Below are 21,939 nucleotides of genomic sequence, written 5' to 3'. Positions count from 1 at the left end.
CCAATCCCTAGCCAAATATTTTGCTGCACCTGCTTTAGCTTTTTCTGGCTGGGCTGCTCTGGGCCACCTCGTTACCTTGGATGATGAAGCTCCAGGCGAGTGGTCCAATCCGGAAGGTTCTAAGGCGATATGGAAACGCTCCGTCGTAGAGTTAATCATTAAGGTCGTGGTTTTTGCGGCCGTAGGCATAGCCTTCTATGTCTAGCCACATAACCAGTGCATTAAATTCGTTCCCGCCTGCGGCCTCCACCGGACGCCCCTGTCGGGCCGCCGCTAAACCAAGGCGTTATAAGCCAAGGCTCTGGTGATTTTTTGGTGGTTGGGTGCATGGGCCTTGGCGGAAAACCTGGAGTAAAGATTTAAACTTTCGGTAACGGCCAAGGCCATCGAACTCTGCATCAAAATTGGTAGCCGGCATTGGTTTTTACGGGTTATCGGCAACGTGCCCAGGTTGTGGGGCTGTTCGCCGAAAGTTCTGAGTAGGCCGGGTAAGTTGGTGGTTTGTATCGGTGCCGGACCGCGAGCCAGTGCTTGTTTTTTTTGGAGTACGCATGGACGTTTTGGTGTGGACCGGAAACCATCGGGTGACCGGCTTCTAACCAATGCATTAAATACGTTCCGGGCCGATGGCCCTCCACCGGACGCCCTAGTCGGGCGCCGTTTATGCAGGCGTTATGCACTAGGGTAGCTATGGAATATCTTCTCAGAAGGCTGGAATCGGAATTCGACGAAGCGGAAGGTTTGATTCGTATAGTCGACGCCGATTGGTATGCGGACGACCTGCGCATAAATCTATCCATATCTATGCGCGAAGAAACACAGCCTGAAATTTGGGAGGTGTCATGTGCTGGAGTAGTCGAGGAGCGCATAGCCTCGGTTGGTGAAGAGACACTATCCGTTAGCGAAGAGTCGGCACTTCTTATCCCCTATAGGGAAAGCGAAGTAGACCTCATGTTTTCAGAAAATCATTGTGATCCCGCATGTCTTTTGGGAATACTATTGAGTAACTGTATTGAGGTATTCGGAAGGGCAGAATATTTGCACCGGTTTTTGAATTTATACCCTACGGTCGACGGCATCGTTGCTTCTAAGTACGGCACGCTGGGTCGCTTTCCCCGGCCATTGGCAGACAAGATTCTACAGGCACTGAAAGAACATCCAATCCGAGTAAATCCCCTTGAGGGTAGCATTCCTAAACGGTGGACTGGCACAGAGTTTATAGCCTATCCCACGCTGAAAGCGCTTGAAGTGGGAGCGTCATACGTTATTGGAGAGAGCTTCAGTGCAGAGCGCGCATAACCAAACCATCAAATTCGCTCTGGACTTCCCCCGATTCAGTAGACACGCATTGATAACTCTTCAACAGGAGAAGAGCAATGCCGAAGATGATCACGGGGAAGAAAACCCAACAGTACAGCACTGAGTTCAAAGTCAAAGCGGTGGAGTTGAGTCACCAGGCCCACCGCAGCGTCAAAAGCGTTGCCGAAGCGCTGGATATTCACCCCTTCATGCTGTCACGCTGGCGCAAGGAATATCGTGAAGGAAAGTTCGCAATGAAACGGGTCAAGAAAGCGCCGGCAGACGCCAAGAAGAAAATACAGGAGCAGGATGAGGTTGCCCGCCTGAAACGCCGCATATCGGAGCTTCAGGAGGAAAATGACATCCTAAAAAAGTTTCAACGTTTTCTGGCCGAGGAACGACGGAAGCGTTCCGGTTCGTCTGGAAACACCGACGGGAATACAGCATAAAAGCGCTGTGTCGTCACCTGAATATCTCTCGGTCTGGCTACTATGCCTGGGTAAACCGAAAACCCGGTCAGAGAGCTGCTGAGAATGCGGATCTGTTACTAAAGATCCGTCGCATCTACGACAGTAGCAAAGGTCGCTACGGCAGCCCCAGGGTCTATCAGGCACTGCGTCGGGAAGGCGAACAGGTTGGTGAGAATCGTGTGGCGCGCCTGATGCAGGAATGGGGTATGAAAGCGCGTGTGATGCGAGTGTATCGTCGAATGGCTAAACGCCGTGAAGAACTCAAAGCCCTCCCTAATCATCGCCTGAGCGTTGAAAAGCCCGTTGCGGTGAATCAGCAATGGAGCAGCGACGTCACCTACATCAAGCTTGGCAGAAAGCACGTGTTCCTGGCCGTCGTTCTGGATCTGTTCTCGCGCCGGATCGTGAGCTGGCGCTTGGATGAAAGCTTGAATGCGGCACTTGCCAAAGGCGCGCTGCGGGAAGCATTTGCAGTGAGGCAGCCGGCAGCCGGATTGCTGTTCCACACGGATCGAGGCACGGAATACCGAGCCCATAAAACTCAGCTATTTCTGAACCAGAACCGCGTGTGCCATAGCATGAACCGGCCGGGTCAGTGTACGGACAATGCTGAGGTGGAATCCTTCTTCAAAACCCTCAAGGGAGAATTGCTGCATGCGACAAGTTTTGTGACGATGCGGCAGTTACGGAAACATATAAAGGGCTATATTGATGGCTTTTATAACAGCCAAAGGCTGCACAGTAGCCTTGGCTATCGGTCTCCGATAGAGTTCGAGGGAATTAACTGATTGGGCGTGTCCATTTTATTGGGGGAAGTCCAGCCCTGCGGGCTGGACGCGCTAACGCGCGCCGCTGCTTTGGGCGTTATGTTCTAGGTGGAAACCTCATGATCAGGAAATCAAAAAATCGGATTTTGAGTCATTTTGATCGACGTATTCGGCGGTAGTTCAGGCTCAAAAAACCTACACATTTGACTTCGATCTGACATTATAACAGGCGTTTAATCGCCGTTGCTCCGATATACGCAGGAGAGCTTGGGATAACGGTAGTGTAAGTTTAAAATGTTTCTATTTTTTAAGCTTTTATAAAAAAAGCCGTTCTATTCATTTTAGGGCTGTCTGATGAAATCCTTTTCTACAATTGCGTATCTTCTTCTTGTTCTCATGATGGTATTTTTTTACTCAATGAAGTCAGATAATTTGGCTAGCTCAGAGTGGGAATTGAAGGAGGTTGACGGGAAATGGCGTAACCCTACAGGAGGCGCTCATGGCCTCATCTTAGATGACGTCGACTATCCAATCAGCATTGTAAATCAGGATGTAAGACTTTTTTATTTGAAGATAAGTTCGGGAGATATGGTTAAAGTAAAATTTACCGAGAGATCTCGAATTGGGGCTCTAAGCTACAAAGGCGAAATTGTTTTCGATGAGCGGGATTTTATCCGGGCTGACGATATAGCAAGAAAAGTCACCTTGAATTTTACTATTCATATTACTATTTTATACATAATAGTGATTATTTTTCTAATCTATAAAAAGCTATAATGATGTGTTTTTTAAAATTCTGATCTTATTGCTGATTTTATAAGACCGAAATCGAAGTTCCTGTTGCGGAAAACGCGACGAAAAATCGTACGTGTTCGAAAAAAACGTGGTTCTGGATTCTTATTAAATTTAGCCGAATACAATGGGATCAAACAGTCACATTTGCGATTGTGGCTACATGCTCATATGGGGTGTGTTGATAGCTATTTCATGTATAAGTGGTTTCGAACACAACAAGTGGCTGTTGGCGGACGCACCTACGCTGCGCTCCGGCACGCCGCAAAGCCAAAGCGTTAAGTGTCTATGAGAACTGAGTACGATATAGAATTAATGCAATACGCCCAAAGTGCGCTTCTTGGAGAGGTCGCGCCTTCCTTTAGGGCTGTATCGTTTCAATTATCTCCTGACGGTGAGGATTTTATTGCTCGCTTTATATTCGATGGTGAGCCGAGCGAAGAGGCTAAGGAAGTAGCAAGCGTTGTGTTAACCAACATATTTGCAAATTACTCCAAGAACCATCGCAGCTATAAGGAGGAGATGCTAGTTATTCCATACCCAAATCAAATGGAGCATCTGCCACTATTGGTTTATCTGCGTAACGAAGATGATTGGAACTCATGGTCAAAATTGTACAAAAATACTTAACAAGCAAAGGCAGCATCGCCCTGCGGGCTGGATGCGCTAACGCGCGCCGCTGCTTTGGGCGTTATACCTGAGAGGGAAGATGAGCCTGAAAGATCACTTTGAATTGCTGTCCATTTATAATCAATGGATGAATTCTAAAATTTATGAGTCTGCAAGTTCGCTCTCTGCAACAGACTTAACTAGGGATCGCGGGGCTTTTTTCGGTTCTATTCTTGGAACTCTGAATCACATCGTCGTTGGTGACACCATCTGGTTGAAGCGGTTTGCCACCCATCCATCCTGCGTGGGTTCGTTGCAGGAGGTCGCCAACCTTCCAAATCCGACAAGCCTAAGCCAGATAGTGTTTGAGGATATTGCTCGCTTATCTGAACACCGGGCTTGGCTTGACCGACAGATTATCAGCTGGGTAGCGGGGCTAACCGAAGGTGATCTGAATTTCGTTCTCAACTACCACAACACCAAAGGGAATCCGGCCAACAAGCGATATTCGAGTCTTGTTCTCCACTTTTTTAACCATCAGGCCCATCATCGAGGGCAAGTTTCTGCTTTATTATCACAAGCGGGTGCGGAAGTTGGAGTTACTGACCTATTGGCTCTGATTCCGGAGGAAACTCATGTATAACAAAAAGCTGCACGCGGATAAATTACTCGCTGCGCTCCCAAATTACCGGTGAGCTTGGCGTTATGAAATTGAGTAGTTCATGATTCGAGGTATTAAGTTTTATTTTCCGTTTTTGGCTCCGGCGCTTTTGGCAATGGCGTTTGCCGCATATGTGTCCTTCCTGGATAACACTGAGTGTGCGTTTTTGCTTGGGATTAATGTGTCACTTTTGGGTCTGGTTATATTCTGTTTCGTGTTGCCAGGTACTTTTGCCATAGGCTCGCTGTACTTTCTCTATTTTAGTATCAAGAGCAGAGGGAGCGATTTTTATCCACCCTCTGGCATCCCATGGTCTGGAATATTTAGGAAATGCAGCGGAAACCGGGCGAAAATACCGAAGCTAATGGGCTACCTTCTCCCAATAGCCGGTGCTTGGACGGTCTGGCTTGGTATATCATCTTTTATTGAAATCGCTGATGGACGTACGCTTTCCGAAATGAGTGCTGCTATTGGTTCAGCATGTGAGCATTCATAACCATGCCCGTCACGGCTATGGCCCTCCCGCAGGATGCTTGGACACGGAAGTTTCTATAGCGCCGACAGCGCATATCTTTTTAGCCAGAAAAGCTGCTTGGGATGGGAAGTCATGGACAGTGCCAAAGTTCGAGGAGCTGCCAGATTGAGTTACCATATCGCCTGAGCAGAGAACGTTCGCAGTATGCTCAGTTCAAGCCCGGCAAACAGGTAACAAGTTTATCAGCCATTGTCTGGACATCCTCCCCCGGTATTCAGCCCCCCGACCAGCCTGCAAGAATAGGAACGTAGACGACCAGCAACAACACGCCGATCAGTCCCAGCAAGTAGGGAATGATTGCCCGGGTTATGCGCTCCAGAGGCAGTTCTGTGACAGAGGATGCCACATAAAGATTGATTGCGACCGGGGGGGTGATCATGCCGATTGCCAGGCCGACCACGATAACCAGGCCGAAATGAATGGGGTCAATTCCCAGTTGCAGCACCAGTGGCAGCAATACCGGCGTCAGAATGATCAAGGCACTGGCTGTTTCGATGAATACGCCGGTCAGTAGAATTATCCCGACTATCAACAGCATGATTACGTAAGGATTGGTGGAGATAGACAGTACGGCTTGAGCAATGGCACCAGGTACCTGCCAGCTGGAGAGTGTCCAGCTCAGTACTGCAGAGGTAGCTATCACCAGCATGATTACTGAGGTGGTAATCGCCGAGCGAAGCAAAATGCGGTACACGTCGGGCAGCTTGAGATCCCGGTAAATGAACAGTGAAACCAGTAAAGCGTAATTGACCGCCACTACAGCCGCTTCACTGGGAGTGAAGATGCCCGAGAAAATGCCTCCCAGAATAATAACTGGCGTCATCAACCCCCAGCTGGCGCTTTTCAGGGTGCGCCAAATAGTGGTGACGGAGAGTGGTGTGCCTTTGGGATATTGGCGTTTGTAGGCCTGCGTAATAGCAATAGCCATCAACCCCAGCCCCATGGCGAGCCCCGGTAAAAAGCCGTTCAGGAATAACTCAGACACGGATTGCTGAGCAATCACCGCGTAGATAATCATGGGTACGGACGGTGGTATGACGACACCGATGGTGCCGCTTGCAGCAATCAGGCTGGCGGCGGAAGCCGGGTCGTAGCCCTTTTTACGCAATTCCGGCACCAGGCTTGATCCCACTGCTGCCGTGGTTGCCGCTCCAGAGCCAGAAATTGCAGCGAAGAACATACCGGCCATTACTGATACTACCGACAGGCCTCCCCGTAGAAAGCCGAACAGGGAGTCGGCGAAGTTGACCAGCCTCTCACTGACCTTGCCCTGAGCCATCAGATCGCCGGCAAGAATGAACATGGGAATAGCCACCAGGGCAAAGGAGTTAATGCCCTGGAACATTTGCTGGGTGACCACCATCAAGGGTACATCTGCCTGACTTAGGGCGACCATGGTGCTGGCGCCTATCGCGAGGGCGATAGGCACGCCAAGTAGCATGAATACGAAAAATAGTCCGAATAGCAGCACGGTCATTGGCCTGGCTCCACAAGGTCTTCGCCACCTAACAGTAGCGCCGCGAGATCGACCAGAGCATACCAGACCATTATCGCTGCGCTGATCGGAATAACGGCGTAAACATAGGTCATGGAGATCTGCAGGGAGGCAGACTTCTGAAAACTCTGTACTTGCATGTAGCGATAGCCTATTACCACTAAGGCTACCAAAAATGCGATCACAGAAAGCGTTGCTACAATGCGTGAAACCTGTTTCAGGTGTCCCGGCAGGATGTCCACAGCAAAAGTCACTGCAATATGCCGGCCACGCTGAAACGCCAGCGTAGCTGCCAGGAAGGTGATCCAGATCAGCAAAAAGCGAGCGACCTCTTCAGTCCAGCCCACTGCGCTGAACAGCACCCGGGATAGAACCTGCAGGGTGATTACCCCAATCAGTGCCACCATGCCAGCAAAGACCACGGGCTGGATGATTGCATCCAGCCCGCGCTCAATTTGCTTTAGTGGCTTTAACAGCGGGTGAGTCGATACAGACACTTACTTGAGCGCCTCTTGAATGCGCGGTAGGTAATCGCCAAACTGCTCGCCGTACTTTTCATAGATCGGAGCCACAGCGGATTGGAATGCCGCAATATCAGGGTTGTCATTGATCTTCATTCCGGCTTTGCGCAAATCTGCCAATTGCCCGGATTCCATCTCAGCGTTTACTTTGCGTTCATGCTCGGCTGCTTCCTGGGCCGCATCGGTCAGTACATCCTGAGCTGCTTCCGGCAGTTTGTTCCAGGCGGGCATGCCCATCACAAAAATCGCCGGGGCATAGGTATGCCGAGACAGAGTCATATAATTCTGAGTTTCGTTTAACTTGAATGAGTGGATGACATTGACCGGGTTTTCCTGGCCGTCAATGGTACTTTGTTGCATCGCCGTTAGAGCTTCCGTCCAGGCCATTGGAATGGCATTGGCACCCAGTTCACGGAATGTATCCACGTACACAGGGTTTTCCATCACGCGAATGCGAAGGCCGTCCATGTCCTCCGGCGTATTGACCTCGCGTTCGCTGTTGGTCAGATTACGAAAGCCGCGTTCGGCATAGGCCAGGCCTTTAAGGTTAACCTCAGAGAGCTTGTCGAGCAGTTCCTGACCGATGGGGCCGTCGAGCACATCGTATGCAGCTTCTGGTGAAGGGAACAAAAATGGCAGTTCAAAAACAGCCATCTCGCCAACAAAGTTAGCTACTGGACCGTTAGTGATCACACCCATATCCACAGTGCCGATCTGCATGCCTTCCAGCAGGGTGCGCTCGTCGCCCAGGGAAGCATTCGGGTAAAGTTCAATGTTCACTGCGCCTTCTGTGCGCTCGGCCACCAGTTCCTGAAATTTAACGGCTGCAATATGAAAGCCATCCTGCTCGTTGACCACGTGTGCCAGGCGCAGGGTAACTGGGTCCATATCAGTAAAATCAGACGCAAAAGTGGTGCTGGCTAATGCCAGGGACATACCGAGTGTGAGCGTACTCAATGCAAGTTTTTTCATTATATTTGTCCTTGAGCTCAAAGGGATTAGATGTGTGACGCCCCGAAATAATGCACCAAGGCGGAACGAATGGCTAATGAGACTTTTTTTCGCCTCCCATTCACGCATTTTGTGTAGCCAGTAGCTGGCTCTGTGGGTGAGGTGCAGCCCTACCGGAGTGGCAGGATTTTTCATGATAGTATCGACTCTGCGTATGTTGCGGTTGAGTAAAGCTGCGCGCCATATTTCGAGCCAGCTTGGGGATCAGGGAGCCGTAATGAGTGGAGATGCAACAGGGGGTAAATCCCAATGTCTGTTTGTGTTTTTTCTGATTCGAGCTTCGTTGCAGGCGTTGTTACTGACAGTTCTGCTCTCTGCTTGTGCCCGGGCAGATACCTTTAACATCTCGTGGGATAACGACCTGCTTCTGGGACTGGATCAGGGCTATACCAATGGCGTACGCCTGTCCTATTTAACGTCAGCATCCAGCGATGCCAAGTCAGACTCTGCCAGGGTTTCACGTGCGGTAGGTGAGTGGTTTGAGGCATTTCCGGGGGTTAATCCGGAAAGTCAGGACCAGGCTGTAGCGTTCAGCCTTCGACAGCTCATGGTTACCCCCGCTGACATTTCCCGTGAGGAACCGCTCCTGAGTGATCTTCCCTACGCTGGTTATCTTGCCCTGAGCAGTGCGGTATGGAGCTGGGATACAGAAACCATTACCGGTTACGGCATTCATATTGGCGTGGTTGGCCCGGAAAGCGGGGCTGCTGCCTCGCAAAAATGGGTGCATAAGCTTACCGGCAGTGAAAAGCCCAGAGGCTGGGATGAGCAGTTAGGTACGGATGTCGTCGGGGGCGTGCAGGCCACCCATGCCCGTAAACTATGGCGAAGCGGCAGCAAAGGTGAATTGGAGAACGAGATTGCGTGGGTTGGTTCTGCAACGGCTTCCAGCTTTCTTACCAGCGCAAGAGTGGGGGCAATATGGAGACTAGGGAAATATCTTCCAGTGAACTTTGTACCGGACTACGCGGGAACCTCCAGCACTGTCGGGTTACCATCAGCATTAAATGACGCAGGTGAGGGATGGTCTGTGTTCATGGGGCTGGGCCTGGAATATATTCCCTATTCTTATCTGAAAGACAACGCGGCCCCTTATCAGTTTAAGGAAAGTCTGTTGCTGGGGCAGGCTGGTATCGGTGCTACCTGGCAATGGCAGAATCTCCAGGCTGGTCTGATCATCCGGGCTACTTCCGGTGAAGAGCAGTCCAACAAAGACAGCTTCAGCTTCGGCACTCTGTCTCTGACCTGGACCTACTGAGTCCTTTCTCGCTCCTGGACGCTCGTTTTTATATCCCGTATTTAAACCCGGACTCACCATGGGAATGCATGCATCATCTTGGGCTTTGGCCTGCATTTTCGCACTAAAACGAGTCTGTAGGCCGGGGCCTTCGGGTTCCTTTACATGGTGTTTGTGCAAAGTGCACATGTTCAGGTTGGGTTCGGCTATACCGTGAAGGCCCCAGACAGGGTATGGCACGAAGGTTGCGGGCTCTGTTTGTGTTCACACCAAACGGAGAAATTGCGATGACATCCCAGACAACCCCCCAGGAACAGGACTATCCTTTGAGTCCGGTTCCCATGGATCAGCGTAAAAGCCTCTGGTCCATGGGTTTTGTTTTGCTCGGCTTTACTTTCTTTACGGCGACTATGTGGGCTGGCGGTTCCGTAGGCGTGGCCTTCGATTTTTCCACCATGCTTCTTGTTCTGGGCACAGGTAACCTGTTGCTGGGAATCTATGCGGCCATACTTGGTTATATTGCAGCGAAAACCGGCCTGAATACCGCTCTGATGAGCCGCTTCACCTTCGGGGAAATCGGCAGCAAGCTCTCGGATATCATTCTGGGCTTTACGCAAATTGGCTGGTACGCGTGGGGAACTGCAACCATGGCCATTCTCCTGGTTAAACTGACCGGCCTGCCTGAAAGCTGGACCACTCCCTTAATGGTGTTATTCGGGTTCGGCTTCTGTGTCACGGCTTTTGTTGGCTACCGTGGTCTGGAGTTGCTATCGCGGTTTGCGGTACCAGCGATGATTATTCTTGTCGCCGTGAGCATGACCATCGCAACGTCCGATGCCGGCGGTCTCTCTGGCCTGCTGGCAATTACGCCTTCAGAGGACATGACCGTGGCTGCGGCGATTACTCTGGTGTTCGGTACCTTCGTTAGTGGCGGAACCCAGGCTACTAACTGGACGCGTTTTGCCAGGAGCGGGAAGACGGCTGTTATTGCCACACTGCTCGCATTTTTCCTCGGTAACGGGCTGATGACCTTGATTGGAGCTTTCGGTGCACTGGTTTATCAGCAGGCCGATATCGTTGACATCATGGTGGCCCAGGGGCTGGCAACACTCGGTATTCTGATGTTGTTCCTTAACCTGTGGACGACCCAGGACAATACGGTCTACAACTTTGCCGTTGCAGGCTGCAACATGCTCCGTACCCGCCGTCGAAAGCTGGTAACAGTCGGCGGTGCGGCGATTGGTACTGCACTGGCAGTGTTGGGGATGTACGAATGGCTGATTCCGTTCCTGGTTCTCCTTGGAACATTTATTCCACCTATCGGTGGTGTGATCATGGCCAGCTATTTTATTGGCTACAAACGGCAATACCCGGACCTGGCGCAGACAAAACTGCCTGCATTCAACGTACCCGGGCTGGCGGCTTATGTTATTGGTTCTGCTGCAGCTTACACCTCACCCTGGATTGCACCCATTATCGGGGTTGTGGTTGCTGGTGCCAGTTTCGGGCTGGTCTTGTTGATCAGCGACGGGGTGCGTGAAAGGCGAGCTCAGGTGATGGGGACAGTCTGAATGGCATTGCGCTGCCGGGATATACCGGAACTTGCCGGCCTTGAATCGATCAGGCTTCGGGCGGGCCACTGTGGCGGAGACAATGAAGTGCGCTGGCCTTATCTCGCGGAGAACCGTTCGTTTCGGCCGTGGGTTAAAGGTGGGGAGCTGGTCTTCGTAACCGGGATAGGCCGGCAGCGCAACCCTGACAACCTGGCTGAGTGCCTGTATGAGGGCAAGGGATGTGGAATTTCCGGTCTTGTGGTACTCACAGGCGACGCATACATCGGCCAGTTACCCAGAGTGCTGAATCAATTGGCGGATGAACTCGCCCTGCCGCTGTTTGAGCAGCCATACTCCCTTCCAATGGTTGAGGTCACCGAGATTATCAGCCGGGCGGTCGTTTCGTCGGAACGGATAGACTCAAGGCCCCGAGGGGACTCACTGGCAGAATCCCTGGTGAGCCTGGCCGGATCCCGTGAGGTGGAAGCAACAATCCGGCGTTGTCTGCCGGGTGTGGACAATCTGCTTCCTGAGTCAGCCGATATTCTGGGAGCCTGGCTTGCTCATCGCGGCAATCAGTGTGCAATGGCTGAAGCACTGGGGTGCCATCGCAATACTATCCGGAACCGAATGCACCGTCTGGCCGGGGAGTTGCCCGGGGACAGGGATGTGGCCGAAACGTTCAAAGACTTGATACTGGCGCACCTGCTGACACAGCAATCCGGGCCGGCAGATGTTTATAAGGAGACGTAATGAATCATTCATTGAGTAACATTATCAACGCCCGGCTTCAGGGCCGCGACGGGTTATACAGGATTTCCATTGGTAACGGTCGTTTTTCCGATATCTCGGCTCAGACTGGTTTTGATGATGCTGGTGAGGGAGATCTTGATGCGGGTGGTAATCTCGTGGCACCGCCTTTTGTAGAGCCACATATCCATCTGGACGCGGCGATGACTGCCGGTGAGCCCCGTTGGAACAAGAGCGGGACTCTTTTCGAAGGGATCGAGTGCTGGGCTGAGCGCAAGGTTACTCTGACTCGCGAAGATGTTATCGAACGGGCCGAACGGACTCTTGCACTCTTTGCCGATCATGGCATCCAGTATGTCCGTACCCATGTTGATGTAACAGATCCCCGGTTGACTGCCCTGAAAGCCATGCTGGAAGTTCGGGAGCGTGTTGCTGACACAGTGGATCTTCAGATTGTTGCCTTTCCGCAGGAAGGTATCTGGTCATTCAGGAACGGCAAAGAATTGATGGAGGAGTCGGTGAGAATGGGGGTCGACGTGGTTGGCGGCATTCCTCATTTTGAGTTCACCCGGGACTATGGTGTCGAGTCCGTGCGCTGGCTGGTGGAACTGGCCCATAAAAATGACCGCCTTGTTGACGTTCACTGTGATGAAATTGATGACCCGGAATCCCGCTTTCTGGAAGTTCTGGCGGCAGAGGCATTGCGCCTGGACTATGGCTCCCGGGTAACCGCAAGCCATACCTGTGCTATGGGCTCATACAACGATGCATACTGCAGCCGGCTTTTCCGGTTGCTCAGGAAATCCGGCCTGCGCTTCTTGTCCATGCCAACCGAAAGCCTGCATCTGCAAGGGCGATTCGATGGGTATCCGAAGCGCCGGGGCCTGACCCGGGTGCCGGAACTACTGGATGCCGGCCTGAAAGTGGCGTTCGGGCAGGACTCTATTCGTGATCCCTGGTATCCCCTGGGCAACGGCAATATGCTGCGGACTCTGGATGTCGGATTACATGGCTGCCACATGCTGGGTATGAGCTGGATTGAACGCTCACTGGAATTAATCACCGACAACGGTGCTGCTGCGATGGATCTCAAGGAGTATGGCATTGCTGAAGGCATGCCGGCCCGATGTGTGGTGCTGCAGGGGCAATCACCCTATGAGGTGCTGCTGGGCCAGCAACCGGTTCTGGCGTCGGTACGTGATGGTCGGGTACTTGTAAGTCGTCAGGGCCAGGGCACTGCGACTCCACACTAAATGTATTCGGTCAAATATTCCAGCGGGGGGACTAATCCGGGGTCAGGTTGCAGAGTTCTGCAAGCGTCAGGCGCAGTTCCCGCAAATCCACAGGTTTCGATAGATAGGCATCAAAGCGTCCGGTGGTATTTTCTGCGGGTTGAGGATTGCTGTTCTGTGTTGCCGATAGCAGGATGACCGGCACATCCGGCCACAGGGATTTTGCAGCTCTCAGAACGTCATCGCCTGAGGCTCCTGGCAGGCAGTAGTCCGTAACAATAACCGCGGGTTTATTGCAACCACTGGATACGCTGGCTCTGAAGCCTTCGGCGGTAGACGAAAGCTCTACCTCGAACCCCAGGTCGGTCAGTTCGCTGTCCAGTAGTTCGCGAATCTGTGAAGCGTCTTCCACAACCCATGCTTTCTGGCCCCGAGCGTCAAAGACTGGCAGAAACTCATATACAGCCGGGAGTGAGGGGGTTACGAGTTGCTCATCCCCGCGAATATACGGAATTGTACAGGTAGCTGTAGTGCCTTTTCCTGGCTCGCTGTCGAGGTGAAGTGTCCCACCCAGGCTCTCTGTAAGTTCAAAACAAATCGCCAGGCCCAGCCCCGAGCCAGGGTTGTTTTCTGAGCCCTGGTAATATGGCGTGTAGATTTTTTTGAGTTGATCGGGGGGGATGCCCCGGCCTGTGTCACTGACTCGGAAAATGAGCGACGGTGTAGCATCCTGAGGGAATTCCAATGCAATGGATAAGGAAATCTCGCCCTGATCTGTATATTTTGCGGCATTGTCCAGCAGATTTAGCAAAATGCGCTGCAACTGCTTACTGTTGCAGCGAATTACCGTAGGGAGATCTGTTTCTAGCTTTAGCTGGAAGCGGTTGTTTTGCGTGTGCGCGATGATGTGTGCGTGGTTGACCAAATTGTCGATAAAGGCGATGAGATAAATGTCGTGAAATTCATCCTCATTTGCTGTGATATCGCGGGCATAATCTACCAGGCCATCTATGAGCTCTTTCATGTAACGCGCACGGTCCTGAATGACCTGAGTTGCTTTTTGAGGGCTTATCGAGTGGGTGGCCTGCAGTTGTGCGTAGCCCAGAATAGCGGTTAACGGAGACCTTAAGTCATGGGTTACCTGGCCCAAAAAGTTCACTTTTGCTTTGCTGGCTTTTCGAGCGGTTTCGAGCGCCATGTTCAGGTCTTCCGTACGAAGTTTTACGGTCTGCTCCAGAACTTTCCGGCTTTCCTTTTCTTGCAGTTCCAGCGCCTTGGCAGCTGATTTGATCTCATGTTTTTGTTGCCAACTGTAGGTCAGCATCAAGGTCAGAGCGATCACAATTTCGATGCCAATGCGGTAGGGCGCGAAATGGGCGGTGTAGTAAAAATTGAATGTGTAGCCGAGCAACAGGAACGATGTGGTAGCCCAGTAAGCCGAAAGTAACAGTAGCATCCACAGCATTGAGTTTTGGCCGGGGCGCCTTAGTTGTAGAGCTGGGGTGATCATGAATGGCCAGCTGATCAAATACGAGGATAGGAGCAGGATCCCCAGTTTGCGAATAGTTGCGCCATCGACAACAAACGTAAGGCCAGCAAAGACGACCACTGACAGAGAAGTCAGAAGCAGAAATCTTCGCCAGAACCGCTGATGATTGAGGCCCAGGATGAAAACTGACGTGGCCAGAAATAATTGTACCGAAAGCATGGCTGTGGTTGTCCTCAGATTGACCGCGTAGCTTTCAAGAAAGGGCAATAAGTAGTTGCTTAAAAAGCCATTTTTCTCGGCTTCCAGAACAAAGGCTGCTAGTAGCCAGGTTCCCGTGACCAATAACCCGGCATTTAGCTGGAAAACAAGAACCAGCAGTAGCGTTAGAATGCCTGCCAAAAGAGCCGCCAGGATGGTCCGGTTTTCAGTGAGGCTTTGGGTATATGAAGCCGGTTCCCAGCTTTTTACGCTGATGAATGGAAGGTTGTCGCTGTATATTTTCAGGAATAGTTGCTGTGTCTCACCAGCATTGAGGTTTACCGGGATGATGGTTTTTCCATTATTTACGGCACGGTTCTGAAGTGGTGTGGCCAGCCCTGTGGTTTTTTGCCAGAGGGTTTCGCCTGTAGCCGGGTCGAGAAAGAATGCGTCTACACGATTCAGCCGCCATGGTTCCAGAACCAGCCACCGGATCAGAGCCTGATCACTGCTGTTGTGCAGTGAGGCTGTCAACCAGTTAGTTGTATGCTGGCGTGGTGCCTCCAGGATGTCTTCATCCGGCTGCACCCAGCCTGTAAAACTCCGGGCGTCACTGAGGTCTTGAATTTCGTTGTTGCCTGGGATCGCCAGCATGACACTGATGAGCTCACTTTTGTCCGGCATTTTTGCAAGGTCTATGGAAGCGCTTGAGCTGGCATCTGCGTGAGCCAGAGCGGGTAAGGATGTAATTAGAAATAAGGCCGCAACAATAGCGGGGAGTACGGCTACCCAATGACGCTGTATCAAAAGTTGTTCCTGGGATCAGTTGTGTTGCTGGCGGAATTCTCTGGGCGATAAACCGAACCGCTCTTTGAATGCAGTGGAAAAGTTTGCGCTGTCCTTATAACCAACCTGGTGTGCGATATCTTGCACCGGGAGCCTGGTTTTTTGAAGTAGTGCCCGGGCTTCTTTCATCCGCTCTTCCCTGAGATATTCGTATACTGTTGCGCCAGCACATACCTTGAAAGCCATATTCAGTTTCTTGCTGTTGGTTCCTGTCAGTCTCTCCAGCTCACTTATAGGCAATGTTGAAGACAGTGACTTCAGAAGATGAACACGGGCAGAGTGAAACAGGATTGCATGCAGGTTGTTCGCCGGGAGAGGCTCGTTTTTTCGAGATTCCTTGGTGTCTGTGGAGCGTGGCCGGTTCCTTAAGTGAATGACCAGCCGCAACTTGACCTCATTAAAATCAAAGGGCTTGTTGATGTAATCAACGGCCCCGGCCAGAAGACCTCGAACTCGCTGCTCAGCAGAGGTCATGCCGGAGATAAAAATGACCGGAATGTCCCGTGTTCTTGGGTCCTGAGTGATAATTTTACATGCATCATGACCATTGCAACGAGGCATTTTCGCATCCATCAGGATGATGTCAGGCTGGCGCGCGCGTGCCTGTTCGATGCCTTCAAGACCATCGTTAGCATAAAACAGCTGGCAGCCCTGGCTTTGGAGATAGGCCGAAATCAGCATACGGTCAGCTTCTTCATCTTCAATGATCAAAATCCGTTTTTGTGCTAATGCCTCCATCCCTTGCCCTTTCACTTCCTTGCAGTATGGTTTTTCAGGCTGAACAAGCCCCGAATTCTAACAGCACAGGGTACACAGAGTTTATTACAAAGCGTTGTAGTTATTGAAGAATACGTAAATTTACTGACATCGAAACCAGCTTGTCATAGTACAAAAAATACTGCGCGCAGGCACAGGTTTTGTCGCGCAATCAAAAGTCTTGTGCCTGGGGAGTGTTAGGGTCACGTAATCCGGTTTTAATAAGTTCGTAGCTTTATATCCCAAACCCGCGTAACGACCACACCCGTTTCAGTGCTAGCAGCCTGAGCGTGCTGTTCAGAGGATTTTATGGCCAGAATACCCTTCGCCGCGAAACTTGCCCTTGTGTCATCTTTAAGCCTTGCCGCAACGGTTGTTGCTGCACAAGAAAAACCACAAGACGATTTATTGAGCGTTGTGCAGGAAACGCTGGAGACCAACCCTGAATTGCAGATTCGTCTGCATGCATTTCAGGCCTCGACCCATGACCAGCGCGAGGCCTTTGGCGGGTATCTGCCGTCTCTTGATGTCAGCGCCGCCGGGGGCATTGGCGCCCGTGAATACGATGGTCGCGGTAGCTATAACCGCAATTACGCTGAGGTGTCGCTTACCCAAATGCTGTTTGATGGATTTCGGGTGCGAAATGCCGTCGCCAGAGCAGAGCACAGCAGTCGGGCACGCTATTACGAGCTTCTGGATGAGGCTGAAACCAAAGCGCTGGAGTCCAGCGAGGTTTATCTGAGCGTCCTCCGTTACCGCGAGCTGGTTACCCTCGCACAGCAGAACGTTGCAAACCATCAGCGGGTGCAGCGCCATGTGAGCGATCGCGTTAGCCGGGGAGTCAGTAATCGTGCTGATCTGCAGCAGATTGATGGACGCCTGTCCCTTGCCCGTTCTAATTTAATGACCGAGGTTGCAAACCTGCAGAGTGTAACAGCCCGCTTCCAGCGACTGGTCGGTCGTTTTCCCGCAGAGCACTTAACCCCGTATGAAGTTCAGACGGAGGAAGTACCAGAGGAATTGTGGCAGGTACTTAAAACGGCCTATGCCAACAATCCGGCACTGTTTGCTGCATTTGAGGAGATTCAGGCATCTGAGGCCTCATATGGGGAGGCGAAAGCCGGGCGCTATCCGACAATCGAGTTCGGTGCCCGTCATGGTACCTACAAAAATAATAACAGTTTCGATCAGCGTACAGACCCGAGCTCTTACGGGGATGAAACCGTCATTGAGTTGCGGGCCCGGTATAACCTGTACCGCGGAGGCAGTGACCGTGCGGCCGAGCGCGCTGCAGATCGCCGTATCAGCCAGGCAGAGAGCATGCGGGACAAAACCTGCGTTGATTTGCGTCAGACAGCGACCATTGCTCACAGCGACGTACGTAATCTGGAAGTGAAGCTTGATTCTTTGGCGCGTCATCGTGAGGAGGCTGAGGGAGTGCTTACTGCTTACCGTGAGCAGTTTGATATCGGGCGTCGTTCGCTGCTTGATGTACTGGATTCGGAAAATGAGTATTTCCAGGCAGAGCGGGCCTACATCAACGGTATGTATGATCTGGAAATCAACCGCCTTCATACCCTCCACAGCATGGGGCGCCTGCTGGAAACTCTCGCGGTAACCAGTGAGGATTTGCCAGATCTGGGGGATATCAATAAGTCGGTAAACCCGGGGTCAAGTCGCTACTGTACTCTGCCGGATGATGGCGCCCTCGGCTTTGATCGCTTTCTGCAAACGCCAGATACGGAAGAAGTCCTGAGTCTGGGTAGCGACACTCTCTTCGATATAGGCAGCGCTGAATTCAAGCCAGAAGCCATGGCCCGTCTGCAGCAGTTTGCCCAGCGACTGTTGGAGCGGGGAACAGTGAAATCGATCAATATTGTTGGCCACACTGACAGTACCGGTTCCGATGCACTGAATCGCGAATTATCACTTGCCCGGGCGATAGCTGTGCGGGATGCGTTGATCGACAGCGGCGTTACGGACACAGTGATGCTGGTGTCAGGCGTTGGTGCGTATCAGCCCTATGCGAGCAATGACACAGCAGAGGGCAGGGCGTTGAACCGTCGTGTCGAAGTGCGTGTTACTCATGCCAGAAAATAGGCCTGAAAGGCGGTTATGGATCTGACTGACGACTCCTTAAGCGCTTGTTTGTTGTGGCTGGCCGCCGAAAACGGTACCACAACGAGTCGCGATGCGCTGATTGCAGGGCTGCCGTTGGTTGACGGTCGCTTGTCGCCGTCTGTATTTGCCCGCGCTGCAGAGCGGGTTGATATTAAGGTGAAGCTGGTACGCCAGCCCTTGGAGCGACTGAATAGTTTGCTGTTCCCTTGTGTTGTCTTACTGGAAGGCAATCGAGCCTGCCTGCTGCAAAGCATAGATGCGGAGCGCCAGAAAGTTCAGGTTCTGTTGCCGGAACTGGACATGCAGGTAGAGGAACTGGAGCTTGCCAGCTTCAAAGAACGTTATTCGGGCGTCACGCTTTATTGTCGTCCGGAATTTCGTTTGGACCAGAGCAAGGTTGGCACCAGCCCGGCTGCGGGTAAGGGGCATTGGTTCTGGAGCGTAATCAAGGCCAACAGGCCGGTGTACCGCGATATTCTGATTGCGGCTTTTTTCATTAACCTGTTTGCCTTGACGATGCCGCTGTTCGTCATGAACGTGTATGACAGAGTGGTACCGAACCACGCCACTGACACGCTCTGGGTGCTCGCTTTGGGAGCGCTTCTTATCATATGTGCCGATCTGGCTTTACGCCTGTTGCGCAGCTGGTTTGTTGAGCTGGCGGCGAGCCGGGCTGATATCACATTGTCGGCTCGTATAATGGAGCGCATTCTGGGCGCCCGCCTTGAGCACGCACCATCCTCTGTAGGTTCATTTGCTGCCAATGTTCAGTCTTTTGAGTCCGTGCGCTCCTTCATCGGCTCAATGACTGTTACCGCGTTGATTGATCTGCCTTTTTTCCTGTTGTTTGTCATCATCATTGCCCTGATCTCTCCCGTATTGATTATTCCGGTACTGATCGGCGCTGCAGTTATCATTCTGTACGCGCTTTCGGTACAGGCCACCATGCATCAGCTTTCAGAAACCATGAGCCAGGCCAGCGCCCAGCGCAACTCCGGATTGGTTGAAAGCCTGGTTGCTGCTCCAACCCTTAAAAGCTTCAACGCTACCAGCCGTATGCAAAACGCATGGGAGCAATCCACCCGGTTTTTATCGGGCTGCTCGGGCAAGCAACGCATACTCGGTATGTCTGTCGGGGCGGGTGCGTCATGGATTCAGCAGGTTGTTTCTGTCGTGATGATTATCACCGGGGTTTATCTGGTGATAAACGGTGAGCTGAGCCAGGGAGGCCTCATTGCGGCCTATATGTTGTCTTCCCGTGCCATGGCGCCTGTTTCGCAAACAGCTTCACTGCTGACTCAGTATTACCAGGCGGCCACAGCTCTGACCTCCGTTGAACAGATCATGGATGCGGAGCAGGACCGGGTGCCCGGAAAACAGTTAATCAGTCGTGGCAAACTGCGTGGCGAAATTGAGTTGCGCAACGTGACGTTTCAGTATCCGGATGAAGAGCGCGAGGCTCTGTCAGAGGTATCACTGCATATCCGGGCTGGCGAACGGGTGGGAATACTCGGGCGGGTTGGATCTGGCAAGAGTTCCCTGGAAAAACTCATTCTCGGTTTGTATCGCCCTACCTCTGGCAGCCTTCTGATAGATGGTGTGAACATAGGCCAGATTGATCCCGCAGAGTTACGTCGCAACATTGGTTATATTCCGCAAGACGTGCAGTTACTCAGCGGTACGGTGTACGACAATGTCACTCTGGGAATAGAACACCCCAGCAATGAACGGCTGATGCAGGCCATCAATATATCTGGCCTGAAAGCTCTGGTAGGTGATCACGCTGACGGCCTGTCGATGCAGGTAGGTGAAGGTGGCAGTCGTCTGTCCGGCGGGCAACGTCAGACGATTGCAGTGGCCCGGGCTGTGATGGCCGACAGCAGCATTCTGTTGCTGGATGAGCCTACCAGTGCCATGGACAGCATGCTGGAAAATCATGTCAGCAAGGGCTTGAACCAGCTTAGTCAGGGCAAAACCCTGTTATTGATAACTCACCGCACCAGCCTTTTGGATCTGGTCGATCGCCTGATCGTTATGGATGCGGGGAAAATTGTTGCCGATGGTCCGAAGCAGTCTGTATTAAAGGCGCTCCAGCAGGGAAGTATCCAGCGGGGGGCAAAATGAGCGAAGACGTTAAGGTTGTAGAGAAAGCTGATCAAAAGCACCTTGAGCAGCAGGCTTTTGAACGTTTGCAGATGTCTGAAGCTGCAGGCGCCAGGGGCAGGAGTTTTGTCGATCGGCTGTTCAGGCCTTTTTTCTCGGCTTTTCGCAACAACTCAAAACAATGGTCTGCTGATGCGGACCAGGCCATAGAGCAACAAGGCATTCTGCGCGCCCGTAGCCTGTTATACGGCATTGCGTTGACTTTTACACTGCTGATCGTCTGGGCTGCATTTGCACCAATAGATGAAGTGACCCGTGGTGAAGGAAAGATAATTCCGTCGCGGCAATTACAGATCATACAGTCGGCAGATGGCGGTGTGATTGAGGAAGTATTTGTCGAAGAGGGTTCAGAGGTAAAGCAGAACGACCTGCTGGTGCGGATAGATCCCACCCGGTTTGTTGCCAGCTACCAGGAAGGCAGTGCGCGGGCGTTTGCGTTGGCTGCAAAAGTTAAGCGGTTACGTGCTCAGATACAGAATGAGCCGCTTGAGCTTGATTTCAGTGAAGCTGTCACACCTGAGCAAGAGCAGATCTTACGTCAGGAACAGAGCTACTACCAGGCCAGCCTGGATGAGTTGCGTGATCGACTTTCAGTTGCACGAGAGCAACGGGCACAGCGACAACAGGAATTAAGTGAAGTTCAGGCGCAGGTGTCTGCCGCTGAAAAGTCCTACCAGATGTCGACACAGGAGTTGCTGGCGACTCAGCCATTGTTAGCCTCTGGAGCTGTGTCAGAAATAGAAGTCCTGCGCCTGCAGCGGGACCAGGCTGCTGCTGATGGTGAGCGGCTTCAGGCTGCCGCCCGTGTCCGCCAGGTAGAAGCCAGTATCCAGGAGGCGGAATCCAGGCTGTTGGAGGTTGAGTCTTCGGCCCGCAATCAGTGGCGTGCAGAACTCAGCGACGCAAATTCACAGTTAAACAGTCTGGAAAAGAGTGTCGCCGGATTGGCTGACAAAGTAAGGCTGTCGGAGATCCGCTCGCCAGTAAATGGCACAGTACAGCGAGTGCTTTTGAATACCATCGGCGGGGTTGTCCAGCCCGGGAATGCGGTCATGGAAATAGTGCCCAGTGATGACCGGCTTCTGGTTGAGGCCAAAATTGCACCCAAGGATATCGCTTTCCTGCGCCCCGGGTTACCCGCGACGATAAAACTTCATGCCTATGACTTTTCTGTTTACGGCGGGCTTTCGGCAAGGCTCGAACATATCAGTGCCGACACCATTACCGATGAGCGTGATAACACGTTTTATCTGGTGCGCGCCGTAACAACCGACAACGAAGCCACACAACAGTTATCTGTTATTCCCGGTATGACGGCGCAACTCGACATCATGACCGGAAAGAAAAGCATTTTATCTTATTTACTTAAACCGTTGCTGCGCGCTAAAGCCAATGCTTTGAGCGAGCGCTAAATCAGATTCCTTACATGCGCTC

At 52.0% G+C, this 21,939-nt stretch carries 19 protein-coding genes; 14 read left to right on the top strand and 5 right to left on the bottom strand.

The window, feature by feature from the left end; translation table 11 throughout:
- The 7 genes from DS878_RS15505 to DS878_RS02575 form a co-directional block, all read left to right on the top strand.
- Window positions 1-205, top strand: a 205-nt coding sequence (locus DS878_RS15505) for a hypothetical protein (RefSeq protein ID WP_222837422.1), incomplete at its 5' end; no start/stop codon positions are given.
- Window positions 206-690: 485 nt separating this feature from the next.
- Window positions 691-1,299: a hypothetical protein gene (locus DS878_RS02600; RefSeq protein ID WP_113814402.1), complete on the top strand. Its 609-nt coding sequence runs from the start codon at window positions 691-693 to the stop codon at window positions 1,297-1,299.
- A 77-nt stretch (window positions 1,300-1,376) separates the two neighbouring features.
- A protein-coding gene (locus DS878_RS02595; protein ID WP_113814395.1) for an IS3 family transposase occupies window positions 1,377-2,557 on the top strand; the annotation gives its coding sequence in 2 pieces (ribosomal slippage) (window positions 1,377-1,673 and window positions 1,676-2,557; 1,179 coding nt in all).
- Between the two features lie 333 nt (window positions 2,558-2,890).
- Entirely contained in the window at window positions 2,891-3,313 is a 423-nt protein-coding gene (locus DS878_RS02590; RefSeq protein ID WP_113814394.1) for a hypothetical protein, read from the top strand.
- A gap of 303 nt (window positions 3,314-3,616) precedes the next feature.
- A complete protein-coding gene (locus tag DS878_RS02585) occupies window positions 3,617-3,958 on the top strand; it encodes a hypothetical protein (RefSeq protein WP_113814393.1) in 342 nt (113 codons plus the stop codon).
- Between the two features lie 79 nt (window positions 3,959-4,037).
- Window positions 4,038-4,580 carry a DinB family protein gene (locus DS878_RS02580; RefSeq protein ID WP_113814392.1) on the top strand — a complete coding sequence of 181 codons (543 nt, stop codon included), beginning with the start codon at window positions 4,038-4,040 and terminating at the stop codon, window positions 4,578-4,580.
- 79 nt (window positions 4,581-4,659) lie between these two features.
- Window positions 4,660-5,094 (top strand): hypothetical protein, encoded by a 435-nt coding sequence (locus tag DS878_RS02575; RefSeq protein WP_113814391.1) that lies wholly within the window; start codon window positions 4,660-4,662, stop codon window positions 5,092-5,094.
- 253 nt (window positions 5,095-5,347) lie between these two features.
- Here the strand turns inward: DS878_RS02575 and DS878_RS02570 are convergent, their stop codons facing one another.
- From DS878_RS02570 to DS878_RS02560, 3 genes are read right to left on the bottom strand one after another with little or no spacing between them, the layout of a single operon-like run.
- Entirely contained in the window at window positions 5,348-6,610 is a 1,263-nt protein-coding gene (locus DS878_RS02570) for a TRAP transporter large permease (protein ID WP_113814390.1), read from the bottom strand.
- The gene (locus DS878_RS02565) at window positions 6,607-7,125 is read right to left on the bottom strand and encodes a TRAP transporter small permease (protein ID WP_222837421.1); all 519 of its coding nucleotides are present in this window, start codon (window positions 7,123-7,125) and stop codon (window positions 6,607-6,609) included. The genes DS878_RS02570 and DS878_RS02565 overlap by 4 nt, the downstream gene beginning before the upstream one ends.
- Window positions 7,126-8,121: a TRAP transporter substrate-binding protein gene (locus DS878_RS02560; RefSeq protein WP_113814389.1), complete on the bottom strand. Its 996-nt coding sequence runs from the start codon at window positions 8,119-8,121 to the stop codon at window positions 7,126-7,128.
- Between the two features lie 172 nt (window positions 8,122-8,293).
- Between DS878_RS02560 and DS878_RS02555 the strand changes: the two genes are divergently transcribed.
- The 4 genes from DS878_RS02555 to codA all read left to right on the top strand — a co-directional run bounded on the left by DS878_RS02555 (window position 8,294) and on the right by codA (window position 12,953).
- Complete coding sequence (locus DS878_RS02555) at window positions 8,294-9,418, top strand: lipid A deacylase LpxR family protein (protein WP_261977561.1); 1,125 nt, start codon at window positions 8,294-8,296, stop codon at window positions 9,416-9,418.
- Between the two features lie 266 nt (window positions 9,419-9,684).
- Window positions 9,685-10,968, top strand: a complete 1,284-nt coding sequence (gene codB / locus DS878_RS02550; RefSeq protein ID WP_113814388.1) for a cytosine permease — start codon at window positions 9,685-9,687, stop codon at window positions 10,966-10,968.
- On the top strand, window positions 10,969-11,703 hold the full coding sequence (locus DS878_RS02545; protein ID WP_113814387.1) for a PucR family transcriptional regulator: 735 nt from the start codon (window positions 10,969-10,971) through the stop codon (window positions 11,701-11,703).
- Window positions 11,703-12,953 (top strand): cytosine deaminase, encoded by a 1,251-nt coding sequence (codA, locus tag DS878_RS02540; RefSeq protein ID WP_113814386.1) that lies wholly within the window; start codon window positions 11,703-11,705, stop codon window positions 12,951-12,953. The genes DS878_RS02545 and codA overlap by 1 nt, the downstream gene beginning before the upstream one ends.
- Window positions 12,954-12,984: 31 nt before the next feature.
- On the opposite strand, the gene DS878_RS02535 is transcribed toward codA, so the two are convergent.
- Both DS878_RS02535 and DS878_RS02530 read right to left on the bottom strand, forming a co-directional pair.
- Window positions 12,985-15,426, bottom strand: coding sequence for an ATP-binding protein (locus tag DS878_RS02535; protein WP_113814385.1), 2,442 nt, complete (start codon window positions 15,424-15,426; stop codon window positions 12,985-12,987).
- A 15-nt stretch (window positions 15,427-15,441) separates the two neighbouring features.
- Entirely contained in the window at window positions 15,442-16,203 is a 762-nt protein-coding gene (locus DS878_RS02530; RefSeq protein ID WP_113814384.1) for a response regulator, read from the bottom strand.
- A 327-nt stretch (window positions 16,204-16,530) separates the two neighbouring features.
- Between DS878_RS02530 and DS878_RS02525 the strand changes: the two genes are divergently transcribed.
- From DS878_RS02525 to DS878_RS02515, 3 genes are read left to right on the top strand one after another with little or no spacing between them, the layout of a single operon-like run.
- On the top strand, window positions 16,531-18,321 hold the full coding sequence (locus tag DS878_RS02525; protein WP_113814383.1) for a TolC family outer membrane protein: 1,791 nt from the start codon (window positions 16,531-16,533) through the stop codon (window positions 18,319-18,321).
- A 15-nt stretch (window positions 18,322-18,336) separates the two neighbouring features.
- Complete coding sequence (locus DS878_RS02520) at window positions 18,337-20,466, top strand: type I secretion system permease/ATPase (protein WP_113814382.1); 2,130 nt, start codon at window positions 18,337-18,339, stop codon at window positions 20,464-20,466.
- Entirely contained in the window at window positions 20,463-21,917 is a 1,455-nt protein-coding gene (locus tag DS878_RS02515; protein ID WP_113814381.1) for an HlyD family type I secretion periplasmic adaptor subunit, read from the top strand. The genes DS878_RS02520 and DS878_RS02515 overlap by 4 nt, the downstream gene beginning before the upstream one ends.
- Window positions 21,918-21,939: the final 22 nt, after the last annotated feature.

The sequence above is a fragment of the Marinobacter sp. F3R11 genome (assembly GCF_003318275.1).
Classification (GTDB): Bacteria; Pseudomonadota; Gammaproteobacteria; order Pseudomonadales; family Oleiphilaceae; genus Marinobacter.
The sequence above is the reverse complement of the archived record's forward strand: the minus strand, read 5'-3'. Positions and strand labels throughout refer to the sequence as shown.